We start from the raw sequence: 25,210 nt of genomic DNA on the forward strand, positions 1-25,210 counted from the left end.
GAAATAATATGTTTCATCGATGGGATTAATAGATTTATCTGCTGTTGATCTAAACTTACTAGTTGCCTTTGAGGCACTTTTTGAAGAAAAAAGTGTGACAGCCGCAGCTACAAAGCTGTATTTAGGGCAACCAGCCATGAGTGCGGCTTTGGGAAGATTACGCACACTATTTCAAGATGAGTTATTTATCCGAATTGGCAGAGAAATGCAGCCTACAGCAAAAGCAGTGGCAATTGCACCCAGTATAAAAGCTGCTTTACAACAAATTCGGCAGACATTAGCAGCCAGCCAAACATTTGACTCAACAACATCTAAAAACACATTTACAATTGGGAGTTCAGATTACACCAGCTATGTTGTGATGCCCAAACTTTTGGAAGTTTGTCATCAAATTGCACCAAACATTAATTTTCGCTTGATTGGTTTTGCCAAAGACTCGGTAGGAGAGCTACTAGAAAATCGAGAGATTGATTTAGCCTTGGGTGTGTTCCAAAATCCGCCCAGACAAACGATACAGATGCCATTATTTCCAGAACACTTTGTTGGCATCTGTCGTCGAGGGCATCCCATGATTACTCAAGATGCGATCGCACCAGAAATTTTTGCTAATCTTCTCCATGCTCTGTTCACCATCAGACAAGATGAAGTTGGTGAAATCGACAAAGTTCTGGCTCAGTCCAATCTCCAACGTCGCGTTGTGTTGACGACTCCACATTTACTAGTGCTACCTGCAATTATTTCATCTAGTGACTTAGTGGCTGCTGTTCCATCACTGTTAGTAACATCCTTGGCATATCAAGGTGCTGTAGAAATTTTTGAACTACCTGTACAAACGCAACCGTGGATGATTTCAATGTTGTGGAGCCGACTGACAGATCAAGATCAGGCAAATTGTTGGTTACGACAGACGCTCAAAAGTATTTGTGAGGGAATTTAAAACACAAAATTCTTAGAGTCGTTCAAAGTGTTCGCCGATACATTGCGTAATCTTAGCAACTCTAAAGGGAGACGTTGACCAGCAGCACCATCTAGGTCAATAAAAACTAAGGTTTCTGTTCCTTCAGTTTGCAACTGCAAGTAACCACCAGCAATGGCTGTGGCAAAGTTTAGGCTGCCCAAACTTAAACTCCGCCAGAGTGCTTGTAAGACAATTTTGTCTGTACCAACGGCAAAGTCTGTAATTGTATCACCGCTATCAACAATGCTGGTATAAACAAAACTATCTGCACCAGCACCGCCTGTCAGCACATCTGCGCCTCTCAAGCCTGCAATCAGATCATTGATAGCCGTACCGCGGAGATTATCAGAATATTGTGTGCCGTTAATGACAGATGCTTCATAGGCTCCGATATCTACTCGACCATTAGAAATACGTCTATAACCAGTGCCGCGTTGATCAAAAGGTATACCTTCGGTAGTATTGCCATCTCTATCTAAGTCTGCAATGTCGGCAGAGATATCGGCGTTATTACCTCCGTTGATGGCGGGACTGCCATAAACTAAGGCGTGGGTTTTTACTAGACCGCCATTGTCACGTAGGATAGTATCAATAACTTGAGAAATGCTGACTTGCAGTTGTTCACTGGGGTTAAAGCCTGTACTGCCATTCAGGTTGCCGATGAGGTTATAGCCGTTGCTGATAAAGTTACCGACGACATCAGGGTTAACTGCACCAGAGATACCATCATTGTTACCTGCGATGATGCTGTTTTTGATTGTGGCTGTACCCGTTGCTGTGTTGTATATCCCTGCACCGCTAGATACAGTATTTTCATCATCATAGTAAGACTTGTTAAAGGCGATCGTGCTATTGCTAACGGTTAAAGTACCAGAGTTATAAATTCCGCCACCTTCGGAGTATGACTGGTTGCTACTAATGGTAGTGTTAACTAGAGTTAAAGTTCCAGAGTTGTTGATGCCACCGCCAATTCCTGCGGTGTTGTTGTTAATTGTAGAGTTAACGACGATCGCAGTGCCGTTGTTAAGAATACCACCTCCCAACCCTGCTGAGTTATCACTGATAGTAGAGCTAATGATGGTAACAGTGCCATCATTAACAATCGTGCCGTTTGCGGCTCCATCTGGATTGGAATTACCTGTGATAGTACTTCTAATAACTGTAAGATTGCCAGATGCAGAGTTATAAATGCTGTTACTGTTAATATCTCCCGTGAAATTTAAGCCTCCTATGTTACTGCTGATAGTGCTGTTGCTTATCGTTACATTGCCACTGTTACGGAGACCTGCACTCCCAGAGTTTGAAGAGTTATTACTAATAGTGCTATTATTTACCCTCACTGTGCCACGGACAACAAGACCAGCATTGCTAAAGTCGTAGTCTGAAGTGTTGCCATTGATAGTGCTTCTGTCTATGGTGATAGTACCATTGGCAACAAGTCCACTAGAATTTCTGCCGCTATTGTAATTAATCGAGCTATTAGTTACTGTCAGGGTTCCTGAGTGCAGTACTCCACTAGACCAAAATGACTGATTATTATCTATGTTGCTGTTGCTGATAATCAGTGTGCCTGAGCTATCAATACCAGATGAAGCACCATTAACATCAATTGCTCTATTACTACTTACACTACTATTTCTGATGGTGAGGCTGCCGTTACTCACAATGCCACTGAATGCGTTGTAGAATGGGTTGCTGGATTCATTGTTATCAACACTGCCATAACTCAAGGTGACAGTACCAGTGCTGTAGATACCAGTACCATCACCTGTGCCTCTGTTATTGTTAATAGTGCTGTTGTTAGCTGTTAAAGTCCCAGTGTTATATACACCTGCACCATTACCTAAATTATCAGGGAAGTAAAAGTCATTGTAATAGCCAGCAGAGTTTCCATTGATGGCACTGTTGTTGAGAGTGACGATACCAGCGTTATAAATGCCCCCGCCATCGCTTGTATATAATATGCCGTCAGCATCAACTTGGCCTGCATAGTTAGCTGTAACAGTGCTGTTGTTGAGCCTTAAAACTCCAGAGTTGGAATTATAGATCCCACCACCATTGTTGCCGGAACTGTCTTGACCGCCAGAAAAGTTATTGCTAATGGTGACGTTTCTTAATGTCAGATTACCAGCATTGTAAACGCCGCCACCTCCTCTTGTATCTGCTGCATAACCATTAGCAATTGTCAACCCTTCAATGTCAACGGTGATACCACTAGCAATTTCAAATACACGGGAGAGATTGTTGTCTTGAGCAAAATTGTAGTTACCACTGATTGTGAGTAAGTTTGAACCTCTACCATCAATACTGAGGTCATCGGTGATGAACAAACTACTCCCACCAAGGCTGATAGTATCGGCGATGTTGTCTGTGAAGAGTCCGCCTGTAAATCTGATTAAGTCTTTGCCGGCTGAGGTATTGGCATTCAGAATTGCTTGCTGTAATGAACCAAGTCCGCTATTTTTAGTGTTGGTGACGTTAAAGGTAGCCATTGTTTATCTAACTCCTATTGGTTTTATCTGTGTCAGCAATATGAGCAAGCTTTTTGGCTGCTTACTTTTGCTAAACACGCAAAATGACGATACTGTTAGGAACAGTGCTTTTTTGGGTATGGGAACAATTAATGACAATTCTGGAGAGACACCAGTTAGATGAGGCTGGTGTAGACTGATTGCATAAATTGAAGCAGGGAAAAGTGAATTAGGATTAAGAAGTTAAAATCGCCTATTTTTTGATTTTTCCCGTAAAAAACCAAAATTTGATTTTGTAATAAGTCTAATTTGGGAGTTGATAAGCACTAGTTTTTGAGGGTAATCCCGAAAATTTACTTAACCCAATGAATTTAGGTGATGATTAAAATTTTACTAATACTCTTTTGAGAGGATATTAAGTAAGATTACGTAATTGGTTTGGGATGCGATCGCCCTCTCTCATCTGCGTCAAAATCAAGTCGGCAAATACAGTTTTTTGTGGCGATTTTAGTACATTTTTACTATAATAGATATATCAAGTAAAGTTCTCAAACAAGCAATCTTTTCGCTACTCCTAGAAGAAGTTTGAAAGCAGAGAAGAGAAGTATTTTCTGATACTTCTGATGTTTTTTTGCTGTGTAAAAAATTGAGATTTTCAGAGGAAGAATAGTTGATGATGCAAATGAGTCATTATCCATCTGCGATCGCTCAGGCTGCTCAACGTGTAAATGAACTAGACTCGCAGTTGATGGCCGTACAGCACCAAATTAACCGCTTTGAAGGGAATGCAGATCGGGCGGCGGCTTTTGATGTAGATTTGAAAAATGATGCTCAACGCAAGGCGCGGCGCTTTGAGGTGTTGTTGCTGAATCACGAATATCAAAAGGCGATGGACGCACAAATTCAACTGACTATGGAAAAAGCCAATGCGATCGCGCATTTAGAATATCTGCGTAACCAGCTTAGTGTAGCGAAGTTAGAAGCGAGATTAGCGATCGCGCAACAACTGACTGATTATGAATCACGGGAATTAGTTGGTTTGTAGTTAATAAATATAGATCCCCGACTTCTTGAAGAAGTTGGGGATCTAAATATGACTATTTTTGTGGAAAAATTAAAAGTTGAGCAATTTGCTGATTAATAGTTGAGATATCAAAACGCTGACTAGCCATATTTCTGGCATTGTTAGCGATCGTTGCAGTTATTTCTATTTCTTGAAGACAGGTGTTAATTACTTTGGCTAGTTCTTCAGAATCACCAGGTGTGGTTAAAAAACCATTTACGCCATGTTCTACTAATTCCATAGCGCCGCCGGCTTTAGCTGCGATTACAGGTGTACCGCACAACATCGCCTCAATGATGACTCTACCAAAGGGTTCTGGTGCAGTGGAAGTATGGGTAACTAAATTACAAGCTGACATTAACTGCGGAATATTAGCACGAAATCCTAAAAATTTAACGCGGTTTTCTAAACCTAGTGTTTTAACTTGTTGGTGTAATTCTCGTACATAATCTTGCTCACCAAATAAGGCATCACCTACTAAAATTACTGTGACTTGCGGCGGACACTCCGCTAATGCTGCAATTAAAATATGTTGTCCTTTCCACGGTGCGAGGCGACTGAAATGTCCGATAACAAATTTACCGTTTAACTCTAACTCTTGCTGAATTTTTTGAATTTCAATATCAGGTATTTGATATTTTTTACTATCAAAACCGTTATAAACAATTTCTGTTAGTTCCGCCTTACCTCCAGCTTGGACAAATGCTGTTTGACTAGCCTGAGAATTAGCAATGACTAATGATGCGAAAGTATTAGCCAAGGTAACAGCAACGCGCAAGTTAATTGGGCTAAAGTGTTCTAATGAAAGAATATCGTGTAAATGATAAACTAAGGGGCGACGAGCTAAAATACTGGCCAATGCACCGACAACTAATGCTTTTTGAGTATTGGCATAAATTAAATCGTATTTTCTGGCAATTTTAGTAACTTTAATTAGTAGAGGTATTAGCTTTGTAAAACTTGCTAATGCTTGGAAGAAATTACTTTGCTTTTGGACTTTAATTGGTTGTGTTGCTAATACTTCTACAGAGATTTGATTTTGCTGGAGCAATGTTTTAAAATCACCATCAGCAAACAAGCCAACTAAAGAGCGATCGCAGTATGGTTTGGCAATATCAATTAAACAAAGTTCTGCACCACCTAGTTTACCGCTTTGGTCTAAAAATAAAATTTTCATATAATATTTATACTTGATAAAATTGCAATTTTAATTTAAAATAACATTTCTCACTTTTTCAGCTATTAAAGACCAATCATAGTGAGTTATGGCATACTTACGACAAGCGTGACGAGAAGGAATTTGAATTTGTCCTGAGAGGATATTTTCTAACTTTTCAGCAATAGCTGAAACTTCGATTGAACTAGTAATTAAATCTGGAGAAAATTGAGTTAAAATTTCTGGCATTCCGCCAATTGGTGTACATATAACTGGGGTTCCACAGGCTAAAGATTCAACAACTGCTAAACCAAAACCTTCAAAAGATTGACTAGGCATAACAGTTAATTCAGCAGCCTGGTAAGCTATAGGTAATTGCTCATCAGGTAGAAATCCTAAAAATTTTACTGTATCTTCTAAGCCTAATTCTTTAGCTTGCTGTTGGAGTGAATCTTGCATGTAACCACGCCCAGCAATTGCTAACCAAACATCGGGAATCTTGGGCTTAATTATTGCTAAAGCTTGTAATAATTTATCAATCCCCATGCGATAAACTAAGCGGCGAGATGTAAATAATATCCGCCGATTATCTGGCCAGCCTAGTTGTTGTCGTGCTTCTTGTTGTGATAAATTTGGCTGAAAGCGATGAATATTTACACCACCTGGAATGATATGAATTTTTTCCCAAGGTACTTGATATTGCTGATGTAAAATATTACCAAATGCTTTGCTCAAAACAATAAAGCGATCGCAGCGATTATAAGTGTTTTTTTCGATTAACCAACGCTTAATAATCAGACTAATTTTATTCCTAGCAACTTCCTGTTGACTTTCTGATGCCCAAGGGCCATGAAAGTTAAAGGTAATAGGGATATTTTGCGGTAAAATATCCATAATTGGGAAGCTATATAATGCAAAATGCAAATTAATTGCATCTGGTTTTTTGATTTTTCGGTGCTGAAAGTTCCTGCGGATATACCAAAGTCTTTGCCAAATTACAGTATCAGGATTGGCTAAGTTAGTTAAGTGAATTGGGGAATTTAAGTTATTTTCTGGTAAACCAACTCCACATAATTCTATTTGGTCTTGACGGTCTGCTAATTGATGAGTTAGTTCATAAATATACCTTTCTAACCCTCCTGGTGTTTTAGGAAACCAGCCTAAACCCAGTGTAAGTATAGATGCAGAGTTAGAATTGAAATTTTCTTTTTTACATTCCACTGACTTCTCTCCTATGATTTTTTGAGTGTGCGTATTTTTACTATCACCCTCAGATTAAATACTTTTTCAATTTTGCAGCGGATTAATTCGACTAATACTTATTTCCTGTGATTTTTACAAAAATCAGCACTCTTTGTGTCTTACTATGTGCAGATTCTGATTCTAGATATCTAACTACTAAAATTTAAAAAGCGAACCATCAAAGAAAAGATTTTTTTTGCAGAGGACAATAATTTATAAACTATTTATATGCTGGTGTCAAGCAGGATTTTTGTTGTTTAAATCACATCATTTTTCCCCTAAATTTTCAACAAGTAATAAAAAATGTTGATTTTGGGTATAATCGTTGATGCTATGTATTCAGGTTTACCGTTTTTAGCTATTTATAAGTAAAGCTTGATACAAATATAAAGATTTTTCTAGGAATTACTCATAGTTATTTGAACGATATATGTGTTTTTCATGAATTTTAGGTAAATATCAATTTTAAAATACCCAGTGTTTGTTATCTATGTAATATGTCCTGCAAAAATTAAGGTTAGCTGCGAATCTAAGTTTTTGAAACTTTTAGCAGACAGACTGATATCGGGTGACACTACACATAACATCTCACTATAGACAGCAGTCTATTTTCATACCGTAATATACCAGGGTTTTGAGCATTATCTATTGATACTTATTTGTGTTGATTATCTTAGTCAGCACAAAAATATCCGCACGCAATTTTTTGATTGATGAAATTGTGATATCTGTCTTCAATTAAAAATATAATTTAAATATTAAGTAGATTATGCAAAAAAATACACATAAACGGTTTAGACAAAAATATCAACAACTTAATCAATACATTCAAAAAGTATTTAAATCAGGCAATAATCGGCAGCTAAAACCAATTTATTTTATGTTATTGGGAATAACTGTTATATTTATTGCTTTTACCCTGGATATAACATCTGAAATAAGTGTCACGGGTGTAGCTGCAAGTACTTATAAAACATCTTGGATAGGAAATACTTTTGGCGGTGGCGATAAGTGGGTACAAAATAATATTGAAGCAATGTATGTTGCACCTAATGGCACAGTTTATACTAATAGCCATTGGGATGAAGCAGGTAGAGAAGCAGGTATATATAAAGATGGTAATGTAATTGGGATTGTAGAAGATACTCACGGCTGGAGTCGCAGTGGTGGTAAGGCGGTAACAGCTAATAGTAAATATATTTATATTACTTTAGGACAAGGAGCAATTGGTAAAACAGATAAAGATTACCCGCCAGAAGGAACTACTTGGTATACAGTCCGACGCTATAACTTAGCAGGAAAACCAGCACCTTTTAATAAAGGAAGGGGTTGGGATAAAAGTATGTTGATTGTCAGTAATCAAAGTGAAGTTACTGGATTAGCAACTGTAGGAAATGAGTTATATGTGAGTGATTATGCGACTAATAAAATCCGCGTTTACAATAGCGAAACTATGCAGGAACTACGCAGTTTTAGTGTAGCTAATCCAGGTGCGATCGCTATTGATAAACAAGCAAATATCTGGGTTCTGCAAAATCAAAATAAAATTTTGCGCTATTCACCCACAGGTAAGCAATTACCGCAACAAATTACCAATATTCCCAAGCCAACGGCGATCGCAATTGATCATCAAGGTAGACTTTTAGTTGCAGACAACAGCCAGCGTCAGCAAGTATTAATTTACAACATCAAAAATCAGCCTGTACAGGTGGGGACTTTTGGGACTAAAGGCGGCGTTTACGCAAATACTCCTGGGGAAGTGCAAGCATTGAAATTATATGGAATTACCGGAATTGGTGGTGATAGTTCTGGGAATATCTATGTCAATAGCAATGGTTTTAACAAATCCGGTACAGATTTACGCAAGTTTTCTGCATCAGGAAAACCAATATGGCAATTACACGGATTATTATTTGTGGATAATGCTGATGTAGATCCGCAAACCGATGGTTTAGAAGTCTTCACCAAGCAAGAACACTTCTTGATGGACTACAACCAGCCGTCAGGTAAGCAATGGACTTATAAAGCTTACACCTTAAATCCCTTCAAATATCCCCAAGATCCGCGCTTACACACTTCCCCAGATGCTACCTTTGTTCGTCGCATTCAAGGTAAGCGGTTTTTGTTCATGACAAATATGTATGCCAGCTTTATGCAAATTTACCGCTTTGATTCTGCCAAGGATGGTAAGATTGCGATTCCAGCGGGGATGTTTGTTGGTACACACGGCGGTGGGGAAAAATCAGTCAGCGGAAATTGGCCGCCCCATCAACCAAATAAAGGAGAATGGATTTGGCGCGATCGCAATGGTAACGGTAAATTTGATCAAGGTGAATATGATCAGAGTGAAGACTATCCCTACTTGGGTGGTTGGTGGGTAGACAATAAAGGTGATATTTGGAAAACCTTGCGAACTCAAGATGGAATTGGAATTCGCCATTATCCCCTCCAAGGATTAGATCAACATGGTAATCCTATGTATAGCTATAGTTCGATGCAGAAGCAGAAAACTCCTAGCATGATCACCGATTTGCGGCGAATTGAATACTTTCCCGAAACCGATACGATGTATTTATCAGGCTTCACTGTTGATCATCCGGCGGTTGGTGATGATAGCGGAGTAGTTGGTTCTGAAATTATCCGCTTTGACAATTGGCGTAAAGGTAATAATCCCACACTCCGTTGGCGCACTGTCATTCCCCATGACACCACAGGTAAACGGGAAGTCTCTACCGCTGCGATGAGTGTTGCTGGTGATTATGTATTTGCAGTGAAAATGAAAACCGCAGAGGTTTACGTTTACAATGCCAAAACAGGCGCTACTGTCAAAACATTAAAACCAGGCGCAGAAGTTGCAGGTGAAAGTGGTTGGATTGATATACCCCAAGGTATCCGCGCTTTTCGACGTTCTAATGGTGAGTATGTGGTGTTTGTTGAAGAAGATTGGAAAGGTAAAGTGATTATGTATCGCTTCAACAGTTAACTTTTCCTATAAAAATTAGTATGCTTCAAATCCCCGACTTCTTTAAGAATTCGGGGATATATTTGTCTAGCAATAATTTTCAAAAAAGTAGGATATTGATACTAAAAAACTATATTTATTAAGATGAGAAATTGCTTTACATTGCTGGTTGTTTTTTCATCAAATAAATAAATATTGAGCTTCCATCTATGCGATAAGTGAATTATCATACTAAATACATTTTACGATGCTCACTCAATAAACTTTATGTACAGTTGTAAAAAACAAGCTGAAATCTTTGAAATAAAAAGTAAATATATATAGTTATTATTTATTTGAGTTTAATAGATGAGCAACTATCAAAACCATCAAAAATAAATCTATTTATACCCATATTAATTGACAAAATATATATATGAAAATTAAACTTTATTTACAACAATTACAAAAACTAGTTCCTGGAGTTTTTCTGGAAAGAATGCAGTATATTCATTCCAGTTTAATCATGCGCTGGATTTTGCTTAGAGGTAGCCAGCCATTAACATTTAACCAAAAATCTGCTATGGTATTTTCTCCTCACCAAGATGATGAAACATTTGGTTGTGGAGGGATGATTGCTTGCAAATGTGAGCAGGGTATTCCAGTAATTGTGGTGTTTATTACCAATGGTCAAGGTTCAGGAGATATAGATACAGAATCGAGCAATAAAATTATTCAAATTCGCAAACAAGAAGCTATCAAAGCATTAAATATTTTGGGGGTACAGACATCAGCAATTCACTTTTTAGATAAAGCAGATGGAGGTTTACAAGCTTTAAAAACGGCAGAAAAACAAGAAGTGATCGCTCAAATATCAGAACTTCTCCAACATTATCAGCCTGAAGAAGTTTATGTACCCCACAGCAAAGACTGTCACCGCGATCATGAAGCGACATATCATTTAGTAAAAACCGCAATTCAGCAAGCAAATATTAAAGTTGACCTGCTGCAATATCCTATTTGGTTATTTTGGCGATCGCCATTATTTATTATGCTCAAACTATCCGATATAGCCGCAGCTTACAGTTTTTCCATTACCTCAGTGCAGCAGAAGAAAAATCAGGCGATCGCAGCCTATACTTCTCAACTTACAAGTCTACCTCATGGTTTTGTTAATCGCTTCTTGGGTGCTTATGAAATATTTTTTAAAGTTGAATCTTAATTATTATCTACCTCCTATTATCAATGACATCTATAGAGAAAAAATCCTATGAGAATATTACATATTACAAATCATGTCGAAAAAATTGGTAATGGAATTGTTAACGTAGCCGTAGACTTAGCCTGTCTACAATCTCAAGATGGTCATGATGTGGCTGTTGCTTCTGCTGGTGGAGAATTTGAAACATTACTAGCACGTCATAACATCAAACACTTCCAATTAGATCAATCCAGACAACCACTCAATTTACTCAAAGCTGCTTGGCGTTTTAGCGAGATTATCCAGCAGTTTCAACCAGATATTGTCCACGCACACATGATGACAGGTGTCGTCCTGGCAGGTATTCTCCGCCAAGCCCACAAGTATCATTTAGTATCTACCGTTCACAACGAATTTCAACGCAGTGCTGTCTTAATGGGATTGGCAGATCGAGTCATCGCTGTTAGCCAAGCAGTATCCGATTCAATGGTAAAGCGTGGTATACCTGAGAATAAATTACGCGTAGTTTCCAACGGCACATTAGGTAGTCCCCGTCATCCCAACATTCAAGATTACCAACCCCTACCCTTACATCGCCCAGCTATTACTACTGTTGCCGGGATGTATACTCGTAAAGGCATTGCAGAGTTAATCGCAGCATTTATAAAAATTGCACCTAAGTTTCCCGAAGCACACTTATATTTAGTTGGCGACGGGCCAGACCGTTCTATATTTGAAGCAATAGTAGAAAATATCCCCTGCGCGAAACTGCGTCAACGCATTCATTTTGAAGGTTTTCAGCCAGAACCGCAACGTTATATGCTGGCAACTGACATCTTTGTCCTGGCTTCTTACTGCGAATCTTTTGGTTTAGTGCTAACAGAAGCGCGTGAAGCTAGTTGTGCCATTGTTGCCAGCGATGTAGACGGTATTCCCGAAACATTAGATAATCGCCAAGCTGGTATTTTAGTACCACCAAAAGATAGTCAATCTTTAGCCAATGTTTTAACGCAAATACTTGGTGATCCTGTCCAACTCCAGTATTGGCAAAACCGCGCCAAACAAAATTTAGAACGGTTCAAAGCAGCGCGAGTGCATGAAGAAACAATGAATGTGTACCGTGAATTAGTCAAAAACTACAACGTTCGTACAGTTATGGATACCAAAGAAGTCTTACTCATGAAAACTCCCACCGCCCCAATGCGTTAAATTAACTGGGAAGTTCTGGTTATGTTGCGATCGCCACGCAATTGGGGCTAATTTTGTGGAGACTCATTCAGTTGCTGTTGAAGTTGTTGGACTTCTGTGATCGACAATCCAGTAATCCGAGCCACAACTTCAACTGGAAAACCTTCTCGTAAAGAATTATTGGCATAATTCAAAATTATAGCTATTCACCTTCTTTGAAACGAAAAACCACAACGCCGCGCTTTCCTTTAACCCAACCCTCTTCAACCTTCAAACAGTAGTCTTGATATGCTGACTCTTGTAACCAACCTTTGCAGGTTTCAACATCTACAACAGACCCGTCAGGCAGCAAGCAACTCACTTGATATCTCTCTCCAACAATATCAAATAAATCGTTCCAAGCGTTGATCCATCGCTCTTCAATTTCAATATTTGTGTTGTCCAACCTATTAATAATCTTTAAAATCTATCTCTAGCATAACCTTATCCCTCTTTTGTTACCTTTGTTGAGAATAATCCGAAACTCCTAGTTTTACGTTTATTCTCAACAAAGGTGTTTAAATGATAAAGTGGGCTGGCGATCGCTCAATTCATTAATTTGTTTAGCATTCATAAGTGGGTTAGTATTTTTCTCTCCCCGTAATAACAAAAGAGGGATTACATGAATCATATTGTACATAAGAAACAAGAGAATTTTCCGTAACTCTTTGCGCGACAGTTCCTTCAAGTCGGTAAAACCGCGCAATGCACTCGCTCCTCTGCGTGAGATAATTTAACCCTGTTGGTGTTGATACAAGGGTGAAAATTTATGGAGTACGACTTCAAAGCATTGGCGGAACTTTACAAAAACGCACTCCTAAATGACGTACTCCCGTTTTGGGAACAGCACTCTTTAGACTTAGAACAAGGCGGTTACTTTACCTGCTTAAATCGGGAAGGCCAAGTTTACGACACCGATAAATTTATTTGGTTGCAAAACCGCCAAGTCTGGACTTTTTCGATGCTTTGCAACCAGCTAGAAAAACGCGAAAACTGGCTCGAAATTGCCAGAAATGGCGCTAAATTTCTTTCTCAACATGGCAGAGATGAGGAAGGAAATTGGTATTTTGCCCTGACGCGCGAAGGTCAACCCCTAGTCCAGCCTTATAATATTTTTTCTGATTGCTTTGCCGCAATGGCATTTAGCCAATATGCCTTAGCCTCCGGTGAAGAATGGGCGAAAGATGTGGCAATGCAAGCTTACAATAATGTGTTGCGTCGCCAAGATAATCCCAAAGGTAAATATACTAAAACTTATCCTGGCACACGCCCAATGAAAGCCTTGGCTGTGCCGATGATTTTAGCTAACCTGACGCTAGAAATGGAATGGTTACTCCCCAGTGAAACTTTAGAAAGCGTTTTGGGGAAAACTGTTCAGGAAGTGATGAGTGATTTCCTCGACCAAGAACGGGGATTAATGTATGAAAATGTTGCCCTCGATGGTTCTCACATCAATTGTTTTGACGGCAGATTAATTAATCCTGGTCACGGTATCGAAGCGATGTGGTTTATTATGGATATCGCCCGCCGGAAAAATGATCTTCAAACGATTAACCAAGCGGTTGATGTGGTATTGAATATCTTGAATTTTGCTTGGGATGAAGAATACGGCGGGTTGTATTACTTTATGGATGCAGATGGACATCCCCCACAACAATTGGAATGGGATCAAAAGTTGTGGTGGGTACATCTTGAATCTTTGGTTGCATTAGCAATGGGTTATCGTCTGACAAAACGTGCAGCTTGCTGGGAATGGTATGAAAAAATGCACGATTACGCCTGGAAGCACTTTGCAGATCCCGAATATGGGGAGTGGTTCGGCTACCTCAATCGGCGTGGAGAAGTATTATTAAATCTCAAAGGCGGGAAATGGAAGGGATGTTTTCATATACCCCGCGCTTTATACCTATGTTGGCAGCAGTTTGAGGCTTTAAGTTCCGTGCTAACTTGAAATGAGTGCTGAGTAGGTAAAACTAAAATCAGTGATGTGCCATGAATATTGTAACAACCAAGCGATTTACTATTGATGAGTATCATCGGCTGATTGAATTGGGGTTTTTGCAGGAGAACGAACGCATTGAATTGATTCAAATTGTCGCCAAGAGAACGGCGCATACAGTTTGTGGTTCTATCTTATGTCGGCAACATCGATTGCTAGGCGATCGCGCAGTTATTCGTGGCCAATATCCAATTACTTTACCAAATCAAAGTGAACCAGAACCAGATGTAGCGATCGCCCGCGGAATCGATGAAGATATTCTCTTGGTGATTGAAATCTCAGACACAACTCTAGATTACGACCAAACCACAAAACTAGAAATTTACGCAGAAGCCGGAATTTCTCATTATTGGATTGTTAATTTAAATGCGCGTCAGCTTGAGCATTACAATCAACCCTATCAAAATGCTCAAGGTAAATTTAACTATCTCAGCAAACAAATTTCCTTACCCTGTCAGTCCGTTGCCATTCCTGGGTTTGAAGATGTTTTCTTGGAGTTGAATCGGATTTTTCCTCCTGTCGTCAGTGAATCAGGACTTACGCAAAAGTAACGTAACTCCGTCATTACGTAGGCGTTAGCCTTCCCGTAGGGTACGATAGGGAAGTAATCTCCCCTGACGCTGAGATTGCTTCCCTACACTTCGTTTCGGTCGCAATGACATTATCGGCGTTGCGTAAGTCCTATGAATAGCAAAAACCCCGGCGAAACTAACCAGGGTCAAAGGAGAAGGTCTAAATGTCGATGGGAGATACCGAAGTTAAAAAATCTTAGCTAACGGCAAAAGCAAATAAAACGAAAGCTGTTACAACCACTGTTGCAACTGCACCTTGGATAACGTAGCGGCGCTGTTCCCAAATTGCTGGATACTCGGCGTAATACATCTGAGGTTCGGTTGCATAGTTATTTAAAACGCCATCTTCGTTAATAGTGGTATACATAATTTTTTTCCTTGGTTGTTAACTTATGTAACTAAATTTAACAATATTGTTACAAAACGTCAAGTCTACTTGACAAAAAATGTTTTATTGCTTTCATTACATTGACTTATCGATGCTGGTGTTGAGGAAAATGTACTATCCTACATCTTGGTCTTACACTGAAGTCTGGAGTGATGAGGAAAACGTTGATGCGATTGTTAATGAGTACATTACTTACCAGTGTTAGCTTTGGAGTATCTGCATTAGCTGTTCCAGCACAACAGTCTGTTTCTGAGACGCAAGTTGCAGCAATGGTAGAAGCGCTGCGAAAAGCTGCACCCCAAACTGGTAAAGTCAACGATGGACTTTATAGTGATTGGCAAGTTCAACCTGGTACAGTCAAAGCTTGGTCGAAATTTTGCCTCAAAAAAGAACTTACACCAACGCAGTTTGAAAATAATCCAGCAACTGCACGCCAAATTATTTCTTGCATTACCCGCCGCGAGTTAAACCAACAGTTACGCGCTACTAACAATAATGAAACTGCGGCAGTTAATGGTGTTGCTTGTTGGTGGATGACTGGTAACTATAGCGGCTGTAACAGTGGTTTTACGGCTGCTTACGTCCGAAAAGTTGTTGCTTTTTATCAGCAGCAGCGTACTAAACCTACGGCGATTCAATCATAGGACTTACAAATCAAAAGTTTGGGGGAGGGTGTAAGGGTGAAAACCCTTACACCCATTCTGAACAGACAACCTTTGTGGATAAGTCCTGAATCGTATAAATAGCGTTTCTCTTGATATATTATTAATGCAATAATATGACATTGATGTATAGATAAATATCAATGATCATCTATTAGAAATTAAGATAGTAAATTCTGACAAAAAAATATAAAAATAAGCGAAAATACTTATTGAAAGTGAATTTTATTTTAAATTCACAATTGAATAGCGTCTAAAAAAATTATATCCCCAAACTCATCCTGATTTAGGGAATATTTAGGAGTATGCAAAATTTTCCATACTTCAAACATTGTTGTTAAATTTTTTAAAAAAATATCCAATGTATTTTCTTTTGAGAATAAAAGCTGATTAAGACTACACCTAAATATAGGAAATTTTTATAAAAGGAAATTACATTCAAATCTCATACCACAGGCAATTATCGTGTTAGAAGCATGTATACTCGCAACAATATTTTGCGGATTTTTTGGCATAATTTTCAAAAAGAATCTGGTGATGAAAATCATCTCGATGGATGTTATGAGTACGGGGGTGATTGCCTATTATGTGCTGATTGCTTCACGGGATGGTTTGTTTACGCCAATTCTCTCAGATGTTAAACATGGTGCTTACGCCGATCCAGTTCCACAAGCAGTCATATTAACTGCGATAGTGATTGGCTTTTCGATTCAAGCTTTAATGCTGGTTGGTGTGATGAAGTTGGCACGAGATAACCCAACTTTAGAAAGTAATGAAATTGAGAAAAACAATACGCCATGAATACCATCACGATCGCCTGGATTGGCTTACCATTTTTTATTGGGTTCGTGATTTATCTCCTACCCAAACTTGACCGCTATCTCGCCTTAGTTATGGCTTTTGTTTCGGCGGGGTATGCTTTACAGCTATTTGTCACACCACCCCTCACTCTGAAGTTACTAGATAATTTTGGCGTAACTTTAACAGTAGACCAATTAAGTGGCTACTTTATTTTGACCAATGCTTTGGTAACAGCCGCCGTCATTCTTTATTGTTGGCAAAGCGGCAAGACAGCTTTTTTTTACGCCCAGATTATTATCTTGCATGGTAGTGTGAATGCTGCCTTCGTTGGTTCAGACTTAATCAGTTTATACGTAGCCCTAGAAGTTAGTGGTATTGCGGCCTTTCTGTTGATTGCCTATCCCCGAACTGACCGTTCGATTTGGGTGGGTTTGCGCTATTTATTTGTCAGCAACGTGGCAATGCTGTTTTATCTGATAGGTGCAGTGCTAGTTTATCAAGCAGATCATTCCTTTAGTTTTGCAGGTTTGCGAGAAGCACCACCAGAAGCACTGGCATTGATTTTTTTGGGACTATTGACAAAGGGCGGAATTTTTGTATCAGGATTATGGTTGCCATTAACTCATTCCGAATCAGAAACCCCAGTATCAGCATTGATGTCGGGAGTGGTGGTGAAAGCTGGTGTTTATCCCTTAGTGCGATGTGCGCTGATGGTAGAAGAAGTTGACCCCATAGTCAGAATCTTTGGCGTGGGTACGGCACTTTTGGGAGTATCCTATGCCGTCTTGGAAAAAGATACTAAGCGGATGTTGGCATTTCACACAGTTTCCCAGTTAGGTTTTATTTTGGCCGCGCCATCTGTCGGGGGCTTTTATGCCTTAACTCACGGACTTGTGAAATCGGCACTGTTTTTGATTGCAGGTTGCTTACCCAGTCGGAACTTCAAGGAACTGCAACATCAACCAATCAATACTGCGGTATGGATTGCTCTAGTGATCGCTAGTTTCTCGATTTCTGGCTTTCCCTTGTTGTCTGGGTTTGGGGCGAAGGTATTGACAACGAAAAATCTCTTACCTTGGCAAGCGATCGCGATGAATATAGCAGCCCTGGGAACAGCCATATCCTTTGCCAAATTCATCTTTCTGCCGTTTGGGGGTGAAGGTAAGACTAAACCCGGTTTCTGGGCAGCCATGAGCTTGTTAATTGGTGGGCTGTTTCTGGCCAATATTGCCTATTACGAGGCTTATACCGTCGAAAATATCATCAAACCCCTCTTAACCATTGGCATTGGCTGGTTAGCATACCTGCTAATTTTCAAACGCTTAGTAATTAAACTACCGCGTGTGCTGGAGCAATTTGATCATCTGATTGGTGTGATGAGTTTAATTTTAATGTTGCTGTTTTGGAAGGGGTTTGCATGGTTGCCTATCTAAATTTGATATTGCGATTGGCTATTTGGTTTTTGCTGACAGCTAATTTCAGCGTGGCAAATATCATTATTGGTGTCAGCATCGCATTTTTACTGCCCGGTCTGCCTAAAGTCTCAGGAAAATTAAAAGATTGGCTGCGTGTCCTATGGGAAATTATCGTAGCGATTCCCCAAGCTTATATCGAGGCCTTTGAAATCATCCTCCGTCCCCATAACTACGAAGATGTGACGTTGGAACAAGTCAAACCACGCCGCACTCCAGGACTAATATTCCTCGATATCTTTTTGATTACCTTTACACCCAAAACAATTGTTTTGAAATATCACGAAGCAGGCTGGTATGAAGTCCACTGGATACGCCGGAGGAAACAGACATGATTCTGAATCTGCTATTGTTTGCCATGATTTTGGCACTCCTCATCCCCATGTATGAAGCATGGCAGGATGATGATATTTGGCAAAAAATGTTGGCATTCGCCAGTATTTCCACCAAGGCTGCCATCATGATTTTAGTTGTATCTGTCTTGCGTGATGACTGGATGATTGGTGTGGTTGGCGTAATTATCCTGAGTGTGGGGAATGCGGCCTTGATGCTGTTAGCCCAAGTTATCAAACGTATGAGTGATGTTTTGCAAGAGTGAACGATGATCAACGCACTGAGTTATTTCTGCATTGGTTTAGGGATTTTTTTCTGGTTTTGGGGGACTTTTCCCTTACTGGGCGATCGCTCTGTATTATTCAAGTTACATAGTCTGACAGTAGCAGATACCCTCGGCTCTATGAGTATTGTTGTTGGGTTGTTGCTGAAGATACCCAGCGAATGGCCGCTACTTATCCTCGCCATCATTTCTTTAGCAATGTGGAATACCATGCTGGGATATGTTTTGGCTTACTGTTCCAGTAGTGAGAAAAGCCATGACAGATAACTATATCTATGTGATCATTCCTCTGTTACCCATCGCCGCGTCGATGCTGGTTTTTCAATCCAATCCCTACCATGCCTTGGTGATGCGAGGGATATTGGGGGCGATCGCCGCATTTGTCTATACAATTTTGGGGGCGGCGGATGTGGCTTTGACCGAAGCCTTGGTGGGGACAATGTTGGCGATTACCTTGTATGCGATCGCCGTACGTTCATCACTGGTTCTACGTCTGGGATTACTTCAAGAAGATGAAAATTCAGACTTTAAGCCACTTATCGATAGTTTCCGAGCAATTTTTAGCAAACGTTATTATCTGCGTCTGGAGCTAGTTCCATACACAGATAGAGAAACCTTACACCAGGCATTAAACAACAAAGAAGTCCATGCTATTTGTCAGCCACAGGCAAAGCATGATCCTCAAGACGAGGAAACGCAACCATATCACACCATCACCAGAATCAGACGCATTTATGACATCGTGCAAACTCAACTGACATCACCAATTACCAGTTTGAGTTATGTTAGTGCATCACAAACCAATACACCAGATTTAAAGACACCAGTTTTAGGAGAGCATTCATGAAATGGCTGTATATTGCCGCCGGAATCGCCCTGTTTGGCAAATTTTTGTTTATTGCTAATCCTACCTTAGATTTACCAGATATCTCGATTGTGGAAGCAGTTGTTCAAGATAGTGGCATACCGAATGCTGTTTCGGGGATTATCTTTCGCAATCGCCTGTATGACACTATTTTTGAGGTGGTGGTATTTACGATCGCCATTATGGGGGCTAATTTTTTACTGGCAAATGAGAAACCATCCAGCACAGTCTATAATTTCACCGATCAACCTTCAATTGTGCTGGCGAGGTTAGGTGCGACGATTGCCGCTTTAGTCAGTATTGAACTAGGGATTCGTGGACATCTCAGCCCTGGTGGTGGTTTTGCTGCCGGAGTGGCGGGTGGAACAGCAATTGGGCTAGTGGCGATTACTTCATCCCCAGAGTGGATGCAGGGGATTTACCAACGCTGGCAAGCTGCTACATGGGAGAAGATTTCGGTACTAGTTTTTATTGTTCTGGCGGTGATTAATTTATCTGGCGTTGAATTACCACATGGGGAGATGGGCGCATTAATTAGTGGTGGTTTTATCCCCTTATTCAATCTCTTAGTTGCCATCAAAGTCGCCTTGGGTTCCTGGGCGGTGATTTTGATTTTTATTCGTTATCGGGGATTGTTGTAATACAAAATTTCAGACAATCACAGATACAGCGACTATCAAGGCAAAAGTCAAAAGTGAGCCATTGCGGTGGACGGGTTTCCCGGCATAAAGGAGACAGTGCCGTGGGCGGGTCTCCCGACTTGAGGCAACTGTCGTCAAATGGCGACCCGAAGGGAAAAAGGAAAAAGAAAGAATAGCGATACCACAAGCCTTTTAGCAATTCCAGATAGTCTGTTTATTTACGCCGACCTGTACTAGTCTCAAGCCTCCATTACCTATATGCTTGTACGGCATATATCAATGCTACATTATTGAAAATAAGACTAGAATTTTTAATGAAAAAATAACTTGAATTACCATACGATGAGATAGGCTCACTGATTAGTGGTAGTTTTATCCCCATACTCAAGAATACATAGTGAATGTGCGATCGCATACCTGCCGCCGGAGCAGGGAAACTACTGTCCTGATGTCCAAGTTCGTAGTTTAGTTAGTGTAGGTTTAGAAGGTGTAGACAAATTGAGTCGGTATTGGAACATTGGGACATAGGAACCATTACCCTCGCGGACGGTAACGAGAAAGGCTGTTTTATTGCGTGGATCTTTGCTGATTTTATCGATGTAAGCAGACTGTATTTGTTGTATGTTTAAAGGTTTTGGTTGTTTAAATCCTGGTTTTGAAATACAAATAATAGTACTTCCATCTTGATACCTACCTGAGTAAAACCAATATTTTTGCCCTTTAGTTTGAAATTCGGATTTATAGAAAACAGTAAACCTGTCAAATTCATTTAATTGCTGATTTTGTTTACAGTTATCATCAATGTATATTTCTTGAGCAACAGTTGGAGAACTGGAGAATAAAGCTATTATTAAACTCAGAGTAAGTCCAGAGAAGAGTGTTGTTTTAAACATAAATTTATAAATTTATTAATCAAAAGTTTCCTCTAAGAATCATACTGCTTTAACTACAACCTTCTTTAATACCATCTCCAAACGACTGGTAAATTTTGAGGAGCGATCGCTCAGAAATAATCTGGCTGTGGAAAAATGGTAGAAAGCACCCTGAAGATTTTGGATGATGGGAATTTAATTTTTTTAGGTGGGTTAGCGATCGCCTAACCCACGCCTAGTAATATTTAAAAATTATTCCTCGTCTTCGTCATCTTCACATTCTTCTTCGTCTTCGCCAAACACTTCATCAATGAGTTCTTGAGCGCGTTCGTTGGAAATGTTCAAAGCTTCTTGCAACTCAGAAATATAATCTTGTTCGTTTTCTGGTACTTCTTCGTCAATCCCTACTATCAAAATAGCCGTGATGTATGCAGCTTCACGATAACTTCTGTTGGGCAAGGATTCAATCGCCTTTGCAACCAAGTCTTCTGCATCTTCTTCCTCTATGAGGGAGACTAATTTTTCGCCTAATTCTTCAAAATCTTCTTCAGAATAATCTTCAAATTGAGCTATTTCACCCAGCATTTCACTCAAAGCGTATTCTTCGGAGTAGCTAATACCTTCACCATCAGCTGCGCCGGAAAATAGTCCGATAAGAGCGATCGCAACTTCTGGTTCTAAAGCAACTGAACTGGCGCTACGGCCTTTAGGCAAACGTCTAGACATAAAAATCCTATAAAAGTTTGATACTGCTTAAGCAAGCAATCTCTAAGGCTGAAAATTGCTTCTTCGTTAGCATTCCCAAAAAAAATCAGAAAATACACAGTAATTCTGGTTTTTTTAGGTAAACTTTTTTTCATCCTTGTGGTTGCTTGCTTTTGCTTTCGCTAAAAGTGCTGTCCCATAAGCGGCTTCGGTGTTTTTTGAGGCTACCACAGGTACTTTTAAATGCCGTTGACGAATAGCAGTCCAAGTAGAGTTTGCTGCACCACCGCCTGCTGTATAAACTCGTTTTACTTGATTTGCACCCAAGCTTTGCAGTAATTCATAACCCCGTGTTTCGATCCGCGCAATACTTTCTAGCAAACCATGTAAAAATTCTCTAGGTGTTTCTGGGCGGGGTGTGAGTCGTGGTGGTAATTTGGGGTCATTAATGGGAAAGCGATCGCCTGCTTTCAACAAGGGATAATAATCTAGGTTGCTGATTTTGGCTGGATCAATTTCCTGACTCAAGCTTGCTAACTCTGCATTGGTAAAAAATTCTCGCAACACTGCACCACCAGTATTAGAAGCACCGCCAGTCAACCACAAATCACCAAAACGATGACTGTAAATTCCATATCGTGCATCTTCTATACGGGTATGACTTAATAATTTCAGTACCAAGGTTGAACCCAAAGATGTTACCGCTTCTCCTGGAGATTCTGCGCCACTGGCAATAAAAGCGGCGATACTATCAGTTGTCCCCGCACATACTAAGCAATCTTTTGGTAAACAGAACTGAGACGCAATATCCGGGCGAATTTCGGCAATAGGAGTTCCTGGTGCTAAAACTTTTGGTAACTGAATCGGTATTTCTAGTTTTTCCAACCATTCTGGATATTCCAAGGCTTCTACGTCATAGCCCAGCTTTAAAGCATTATGGTAATCACTAATACCCAATTGTCCATGCAACAAAAAAGCTAACCAATCGGCTTGATGCACAAAATAGCGAGCTTCTGCAAAAAAAGATTGCTGTGACATCCACAGAAGTTTGGCAAGGCTTGAGGTAGCACTTAATACTGTGTGATTTGGTGGTGCAACTTTCCTCAGATGGTCTAGTACCACTGCGCCCCGTGCATCGTTGTAAAGTAAAGGTGCATCTACAGGCTCACCAGCCCCATCACACAGCAGAACAGTAGAGGAAGTCCCGTTAATGGCGATCGCTCTAATTTCTCGCCGCAATGGCTCAGGAATCTCTGCTAATAAGCTCCATAAAGCACTTTTCCAGTGTGCCGCCTCCAGCTTCTGCCCAGAATAGCGCACTTCGGTTTGCAAACTCCCTTCATCGTCAATTACCACCCCCCGTGCGCCAGAGGTGCCATAATCAATCCCTAAATACAAATCCATATTTTTATAAATTTTTATAATGAAAGATAACTATAGACTACCGACTGACAGCGGCTTTTGTTGCATCTTGTAACAAGATATTCCCCAAAACTGGCAAAACAAGGAAAAGTAGTAAACGAACTGTCCAATATTGATTTGAGCTTAGGAGATTTTCAACCATGCCCATCTCAGATACTCAAGTTTACATTGCTCTAGTTGTGGCGCTAGTTCCAGGTCTTCTGGCTTGGCGTTTAGCGACAGAACTTTACAAGTAAAACTACGCTCTGACTTCCTAAGCAGAGCTTAACAGTAAGTGCCACACCCCTACACAACAATCAGGCTTTGCTTGGTTGTTGTGTTTATGTTTGAGGAGGGAATAGGTAATTAAAGATATACATTGCACCCATCACAACAATTTTCTACCCAGAGGAAATCGACCATTTAGAGGAGTGAAGTTAACCACCAACAACATAAACTGCTGTTGGTGGTTCATTTTTGCCGTATCCTACAAAAGCAGAAATGGCAAATTCTACCATCCTCACGTAATTTTTAAATCTGATGATGAATGACAAAACCAGTGGCTCCAGATTGATTTCTGAAGTTAAACAATGTCTGCTGTTAGCTATTCCGTTAGCAGCAGCACAACTAGCGCAATCAGCAACTGGCTTTGTAGATACAGTGATGATGGGTTGGCTAGGAAGTCAGACGATCGCATCTGGAGGTTTGGGTGCAGCCATCTTTATCTTTTTTTTGATGATCACCACGGGGATGATTACGGCTGTCAGTCCTTTGGCGGCGGAAGCCTACGGAGCCGGAAAACTGGAAGAAGTTGGTAAGATTGTGCGACAAGGGTTATTGATATCTCTGCTGTTAGGGATACCGATTACAGTCATTCTTTGGCATGGAAGTACTTTGTTAGTGCTGTTGGGACAAAGTGCTGATACCGCCGCATTAGCGCAAACTTATTTAAGAGCGATCGCTTGGGGTTTTCTCCCAGGATTGGGTTTTGCTGTGCTGAAAAGCTTTCTTTCTGCCCTCTCACAACCGCAATTAGTCATGGTAACTGTTGTCTTGGGTACGTTACTCAATATTACAGCTAACTATGTTTTAATGTTTGGCAAATTAGGATTACCCGCCCTCGGATTAGCTGGTATTGGTTGGGCAAGTACTCTGTCACTATGGAGTATGTTTATTGTCTTGGCTATTTATATATTGAGTCAGCGTCGTTTTGCTGTTTACCAAATCTTTCACTTTTCGGCTAATTCCAGTTTTCAGCAACAAAATCGCCGCGTTTTTTGGGATATTTTTCAGGTTGGCTTACCCATTAGCGGATTAGTTGCCGTAGAAGCGGGATTATTTACTGTTGTCACGTTTATTATCGGACAATTGGGGACAACTGCTCTCGCTGCCCATCAAATTGCTTTGCAAACGGCTTCCATGTCATTTCAGATGGTTTTGGGCATTTCTCTCGCCACCACAGTACGTGTAGGACAGTTAGCCGGAGAGCAAAATTTGAAGGGTGTGCGTCTGGCTGGATATGTGGGAATTGCGTTGGGAGCATTGTCTATGGCGATCGCCGGGCTGATATTTTGGTTAGTTCCCAAATTGGTTGTGTCGCTTTACCTGGATGTTGACTATCCCAACAATCAAGATGTGATAGCTTTAGCGATGAAATTACTCGCGGTAGCAGCAATTTTTCAAATTGTTGATGGAATACAAGTCACCGCGGCTGGTGCGTTACGCGGACTAAAAGATACTCGCATCCCGATGTTGATTGGGGTTTTTGCTTATTGGTGTGTTGGTTTATTGACTGGTTACACTTTAGGAATTGGGTTTGGCTTGGGAGCGCTTGGTCTGTGGTGGGGGTTAGCTATAGGTTTAGCTAGTGCAGCTATAGTCTTGTCTTGGCGGTTTAACATTTTGTCTTCTCGGTTGAAAAAAGGAGTTGTGACTAGGGAATATCACAACTCCTAAT

25 protein-coding genes are annotated in these 25,210 nt (G+C 40.2%); 17 read left to right on the forward strand and 8 right to left on the reverse strand.

Annotation, left to right across the window (positions count from 1 at the left end):
• Positions 1 to 19: 19 nt before the first annotated feature.
• Complete coding sequence (locus tag NOS7107_RS22810) at positions 20 to 937, forward strand: LysR family transcriptional regulator (RefSeq protein ID WP_015115300.1); 918 nt, start codon at positions 20 to 22, stop codon at positions 935 to 937.
• Here the strand turns inward: NOS7107_RS22810 and NOS7107_RS22815 are convergent.
• Positions 934 to 3,450 (reverse strand): choice-of-anchor Q domain-containing protein, encoded by a 2,517-nt coding sequence (locus NOS7107_RS22815; protein WP_015115301.1) that lies wholly within the window; start codon positions 3,448 to 3,450, stop codon positions 934 to 936. The genes NOS7107_RS22810 and NOS7107_RS22815 overlap by 4 nt on opposite strands.
• A gap of 652 nt (positions 3,451 to 4,102) precedes the next feature.
• Here NOS7107_RS22815 and NOS7107_RS22820 point away from each other — a divergent pair.
• Positions 4,103 to 4,474, forward strand: coding sequence for a hypothetical protein (locus tag NOS7107_RS22820; protein ID WP_015115302.1), 372 nt, complete (start codon positions 4,103 to 4,105; stop codon positions 4,472 to 4,474).
• Between the two features lie 52 nt (positions 4,475 to 4,526).
• Here the strand turns inward: NOS7107_RS22820 and NOS7107_RS22825 are convergent, their stop codons facing one another.
• Together NOS7107_RS22825 and NOS7107_RS22830 are read right to left on the reverse strand one after the other, a co-directional pair.
• The gene (locus tag NOS7107_RS22825) at positions 4,527 to 5,669 is read right to left on the reverse strand and encodes a glycosyltransferase family 4 protein (RefSeq protein WP_015115303.1); all 1,143 of its coding nucleotides are present in this window, start codon (positions 5,667 to 5,669) and stop codon (positions 4,527 to 4,529) included.
• Positions 5,670 to 5,699: 30 nt separating this feature from the next.
• Positions 5,700 to 6,869, reverse strand: a complete 1,170-nt coding sequence (locus tag NOS7107_RS22830) for a glycosyltransferase family 4 protein (protein ID WP_015115304.1) — start codon at positions 6,867 to 6,869, stop codon at positions 5,700 to 5,702.
• A gap of 790 nt (positions 6,870 to 7,659) precedes the next feature.
• Here NOS7107_RS22830 and NOS7107_RS22835 point away from each other — a divergent pair.
• From NOS7107_RS22835 to NOS7107_RS22845, 3 genes are all read left to right on the forward strand, one after another.
• Positions 7,660 to 9,873, forward strand: a complete 2,214-nt coding sequence (locus tag NOS7107_RS22835) for an NHL repeat containing protein (protein ID WP_015115305.1) — start codon at positions 7,660 to 7,662, stop codon at positions 9,871 to 9,873.
• Positions 9,874 to 10,267: 394 nt separating this feature from the next.
• Complete coding sequence (locus tag NOS7107_RS22840) at positions 10,268 to 11,053, forward strand: PIG-L deacetylase family protein (protein WP_015115306.1); 786 nt, start codon at positions 10,268 to 10,270, stop codon at positions 11,051 to 11,053.
• 48 nt (positions 11,054 to 11,101) lie between these two features.
• A complete protein-coding gene (locus NOS7107_RS22845) occupies positions 11,102 to 12,241 on the forward strand; it encodes a glycosyltransferase family 4 protein (RefSeq protein ID WP_015115307.1) in 1,140 nt (379 codons plus the stop codon).
• Positions 12,242 to 12,422: 181 nt separating this feature from the next.
• Here NOS7107_RS22845 and NOS7107_RS22850 read toward each other — a convergent pair whose 3' ends face one another.
• Positions 12,423 to 12,665 (reverse strand): hypothetical protein, encoded by a 243-nt coding sequence (locus NOS7107_RS22850; protein WP_044500257.1) that lies wholly within the window; start codon positions 12,663 to 12,665, stop codon positions 12,423 to 12,425.
• A 363-nt stretch (positions 12,666 to 13,028) separates the two neighbouring features.
• On the opposite strand from NOS7107_RS22850, the gene NOS7107_RS22855 reads away from it, so the two are divergent.
• A complete protein-coding gene (locus NOS7107_RS22855) occupies positions 13,029 to 14,210 on the forward strand; it encodes an AGE family epimerase/isomerase (RefSeq protein WP_015115308.1) in 1,182 nt (393 codons plus the stop codon).
• A 41-nt stretch (positions 14,211 to 14,251) separates the two neighbouring features.
• Positions 14,252 to 14,809, forward strand: a complete 558-nt coding sequence (locus tag NOS7107_RS22860) for a Uma2 family endonuclease (RefSeq protein WP_015115309.1) — start codon at positions 14,252 to 14,254, stop codon at positions 14,807 to 14,809.
• A 217-nt stretch (positions 14,810 to 15,026) separates the two neighbouring features.
• Here the strand turns inward: NOS7107_RS22860 and NOS7107_RS28785 are convergent, their stop codons facing one another.
• Positions 15,027 to 15,197 carry a ssl1498 family light-harvesting-like protein gene (locus tag NOS7107_RS28785; protein ID WP_015115310.1) on the reverse strand — a complete coding sequence of 57 codons (171 nt, stop codon included), beginning with the start codon at positions 15,195 to 15,197 and terminating at the stop codon, positions 15,027 to 15,029.
• Positions 15,198 to 15,370: 173 nt separating this feature from the next.
• On the opposite strand from NOS7107_RS28785, the gene NOS7107_RS22870 reads away from it, so the two are divergent.
• The 8 genes from NOS7107_RS22870 (at position 15,371) to NOS7107_RS22905 (ending at position 20,275) form a co-directional block, all read left to right on the forward strand.
• On the forward strand, positions 15,371 to 15,862 hold the full coding sequence (locus NOS7107_RS22870) for a hypothetical protein (protein WP_044500259.1): 492 nt from the start codon (positions 15,371 to 15,373) through the stop codon (positions 15,860 to 15,862).
• A gap of 483 nt (positions 15,863 to 16,345) precedes the next feature.
• Positions 16,346 to 16,681 (forward strand): cation:proton antiporter subunit C, encoded by a 336-nt coding sequence (locus NOS7107_RS22875; RefSeq protein ID WP_015115312.1) that lies wholly within the window; start codon positions 16,346 to 16,348, stop codon positions 16,679 to 16,681.
• Positions 16,678 to 18,114 (forward strand): cation:proton antiporter, encoded by a 1,437-nt coding sequence (locus NOS7107_RS22880; protein ID WP_015115313.1) that lies wholly within the window; start codon positions 16,678 to 16,680, stop codon positions 18,112 to 18,114. The genes NOS7107_RS22875 and NOS7107_RS22880 overlap by 4 nt, the downstream gene beginning before the upstream one ends.
• Complete coding sequence (locus NOS7107_RS22885) at positions 18,099 to 18,488, forward strand: Na+/H+ antiporter subunit E (RefSeq protein ID WP_015115314.1); 390 nt, start codon at positions 18,099 to 18,101, stop codon at positions 18,486 to 18,488. Before NOS7107_RS22880 ends, NOS7107_RS22885 begins: the two co-directional genes overlap by 16 nt.
• Positions 18,485 to 18,751: a hypothetical protein gene (locus tag NOS7107_RS22890; RefSeq protein ID WP_015115315.1), complete on the forward strand. Its 267-nt coding sequence runs from the start codon at positions 18,485 to 18,487 to the stop codon at positions 18,749 to 18,751. Before NOS7107_RS22885 ends, NOS7107_RS22890 begins: the two co-directional genes overlap by 4 nt.
• A gap of 3 nt (positions 18,752 to 18,754) precedes the next feature.
• Complete coding sequence (locus NOS7107_RS22895; protein WP_015115316.1) at positions 18,755 to 19,036, forward strand: monovalent cation/H(+) antiporter subunit G; 282 nt, start codon at positions 18,755 to 18,757, stop codon at positions 19,034 to 19,036.
• Positions 19,026 to 19,616: a DUF4040 domain-containing protein gene (locus NOS7107_RS22900; RefSeq protein WP_015115317.1), complete on the forward strand. Its 591-nt coding sequence runs from the start codon at positions 19,026 to 19,028 to the stop codon at positions 19,614 to 19,616. The genes NOS7107_RS22895 and NOS7107_RS22900 overlap by 11 nt, the downstream gene beginning before the upstream one ends.
• On the forward strand, positions 19,613 to 20,275 hold the full coding sequence (locus NOS7107_RS22905; RefSeq protein WP_015115318.1) for a Na(+)/H(+) antiporter subunit B: 663 nt from the start codon (positions 19,613 to 19,615) through the stop codon (positions 20,273 to 20,275). The genes NOS7107_RS22900 and NOS7107_RS22905 overlap by 4 nt, the downstream gene beginning before the upstream one ends.
• 437 nt (positions 20,276 to 20,712) lie before the next feature.
• Here the strand turns inward: NOS7107_RS22905 and NOS7107_RS22910 are convergent, their stop codons facing one another.
• The 3 genes from NOS7107_RS22910 to NOS7107_RS22920 form a co-directional block, all read right to left on the reverse strand.
• Complete coding sequence (locus NOS7107_RS22910) at positions 20,713 to 21,168, reverse strand: hypothetical protein (protein ID WP_015115319.1); 456 nt, start codon at positions 21,166 to 21,168, stop codon at positions 20,713 to 20,715.
• A gap of 231 nt (positions 21,169 to 21,399) precedes the next feature.
• Positions 21,400 to 21,873: a tellurite resistance TerB family protein gene (locus NOS7107_RS22915; RefSeq protein ID WP_015115320.1), complete on the reverse strand. Its 474-nt coding sequence runs from the start codon at positions 21,871 to 21,873 to the stop codon at positions 21,400 to 21,402.
• A 114-nt stretch (positions 21,874 to 21,987) separates the two neighbouring features.
• The gene (locus NOS7107_RS22920) at positions 21,988 to 23,256 is read right to left on the reverse strand and encodes an FGGY-family carbohydrate kinase (RefSeq protein WP_015115321.1); all 1,269 of its coding nucleotides are present in this window, start codon (positions 23,254 to 23,256) and stop codon (positions 21,988 to 21,990) included.
• 158 nt (positions 23,257 to 23,414) lie between these two features.
• On the opposite strand from NOS7107_RS22920, the gene psaM reads away from it, so the two are divergent.
• Both psaM and NOS7107_RS22930 read left to right on the forward strand, forming a co-directional pair.
• Positions 23,415 to 23,510, forward strand: coding sequence for a photosystem I reaction center subunit XII (gene psaM, locus NOS7107_RS22925; RefSeq protein ID WP_015115322.1), 96 nt, complete (start codon positions 23,415 to 23,417; stop codon positions 23,508 to 23,510).
• 283 nt (positions 23,511 to 23,793) lie between these two features.
• Entirely contained in the window at positions 23,794 to 25,209 is a 1,416-nt protein-coding gene (locus NOS7107_RS22930; protein WP_157374113.1) for an MATE family efflux transporter, read from the forward strand.
• Position 25,210 lies beyond the last annotated feature (1 nt).

The organism is Nostoc sp. PCC 7107, from assembly GCF_000316625.1.
Lineage (GTDB): Bacteria > Cyanobacteriota > Cyanobacteriia > Cyanobacteriales > Nostocaceae > Nostoc_B.

Bases quoted from the DNA above. Each gene is read 5' to 3' on its own strand.
- NOS7107_RS22810 (WP_015115300.1), top strand. From the start codon at position 20: ATGGGATTAATAGATTTATCTGCTGTTGATCTAAACTTACTAGTTGCC.
- NOS7107_RS22815 (WP_015115301.1), bottom strand. From the start codon at position 3,450: ATGGCTACCTTTAACGTCACCAACACTAAAAATAGCGGACTTGGTTCA.
- NOS7107_RS22820 (WP_015115302.1), top strand. From the start codon at position 4,103: ATGATGCAAATGAGTCATTATCCATCTGCGATCGCTCAGGCTGCTCAA.
- NOS7107_RS22825 (WP_015115303.1), bottom strand. From the start codon at position 5,669: ATGAAAATTTTATTTTTAGACCAAAGCGGTAAACTAGGTGGTGCAGAA.
- NOS7107_RS22835 (WP_015115305.1), top strand. From the start codon at position 7,660: ATGCAAAAAAATACACATAAACGGTTTAGACAAAAATATCAACAACTT.
- NOS7107_RS22840 (WP_015115306.1), top strand. From the start codon at position 10,268: ATGAAAATTAAACTTTATTTACAACAATTACAAAAACTAGTTCCTGGA.
- NOS7107_RS22845 (WP_015115307.1), top strand. From the start codon at position 11,102: ATGAGAATATTACATATTACAAATCATGTCGAAAAAATTGGTAATGGA.
- NOS7107_RS22855 (WP_015115308.1), top strand. From the start codon at position 13,029: ATGGAGTACGACTTCAAAGCATTGGCGGAACTTTACAAAAACGCACTC.
- NOS7107_RS22860 (WP_015115309.1), top strand. From the start codon at position 14,252: ATGAATATTGTAACAACCAAGCGATTTACTATTGATGAGTATCATCGG.
- NOS7107_RS28785 (WP_015115310.1), bottom strand. From the start codon at position 15,197: ATGTATACCACTATTAACGAAGATGGCGTTTTAAATAACTATGCAACC.
- NOS7107_RS22870 (WP_044500259.1), top strand. From the start codon at position 15,371: ATGAGGAAAACGTTGATGCGATTGTTAATGAGTACATTACTTACCAGT.
- NOS7107_RS22880 (WP_015115313.1), top strand. From the start codon at position 16,678: ATGAATACCATCACGATCGCCTGGATTGGCTTACCATTTTTTATTGGG.
- NOS7107_RS22885 (WP_015115314.1), top strand. From the start codon at position 18,099: ATGGTTGCCTATCTAAATTTGATATTGCGATTGGCTATTTGGTTTTTG.
- NOS7107_RS22890 (WP_015115315.1), top strand. From the start codon at position 18,485: ATGATTCTGAATCTGCTATTGTTTGCCATGATTTTGGCACTCCTCATC.
- NOS7107_RS22895 (WP_015115316.1), top strand. From the start codon at position 18,755: ATGATCAACGCACTGAGTTATTTCTGCATTGGTTTAGGGATTTTTTTC.
- NOS7107_RS22900 (WP_015115317.1), top strand. From the start codon at position 19,026: ATGACAGATAACTATATCTATGTGATCATTCCTCTGTTACCCATCGCC.
- NOS7107_RS22905 (WP_015115318.1), top strand. From the start codon at position 19,613: ATGAAATGGCTGTATATTGCCGCCGGAATCGCCCTGTTTGGCAAATTT.
- NOS7107_RS22910 (WP_015115319.1), bottom strand. From the start codon at position 21,168: ATGTTTAAAACAACACTCTTCTCTGGACTTACTCTGAGTTTAATAATA.
- NOS7107_RS22915 (WP_015115320.1), bottom strand. From the start codon at position 21,873: ATGTCTAGACGTTTGCCTAAAGGCCGTAGCGCCAGTTCAGTTGCTTTA.
- NOS7107_RS22920 (WP_015115321.1), bottom strand. From the start codon at position 23,256: ATGGATTTGTATTTAGGGATTGATTATGGCACCTCTGGCGCACGGGGG.
- psaM (WP_015115322.1), top strand. From the start codon at position 23,415: ATGCCCATCTCAGATACTCAAGTTTACATTGCTCTAGTTGTGGCGCTA.
- NOS7107_RS22930 (WP_157374113.1), top strand. From the start codon at position 23,794: ATGATGAATGACAAAACCAGTGGCTCCAGATTGATTTCTGAAGTTAAA.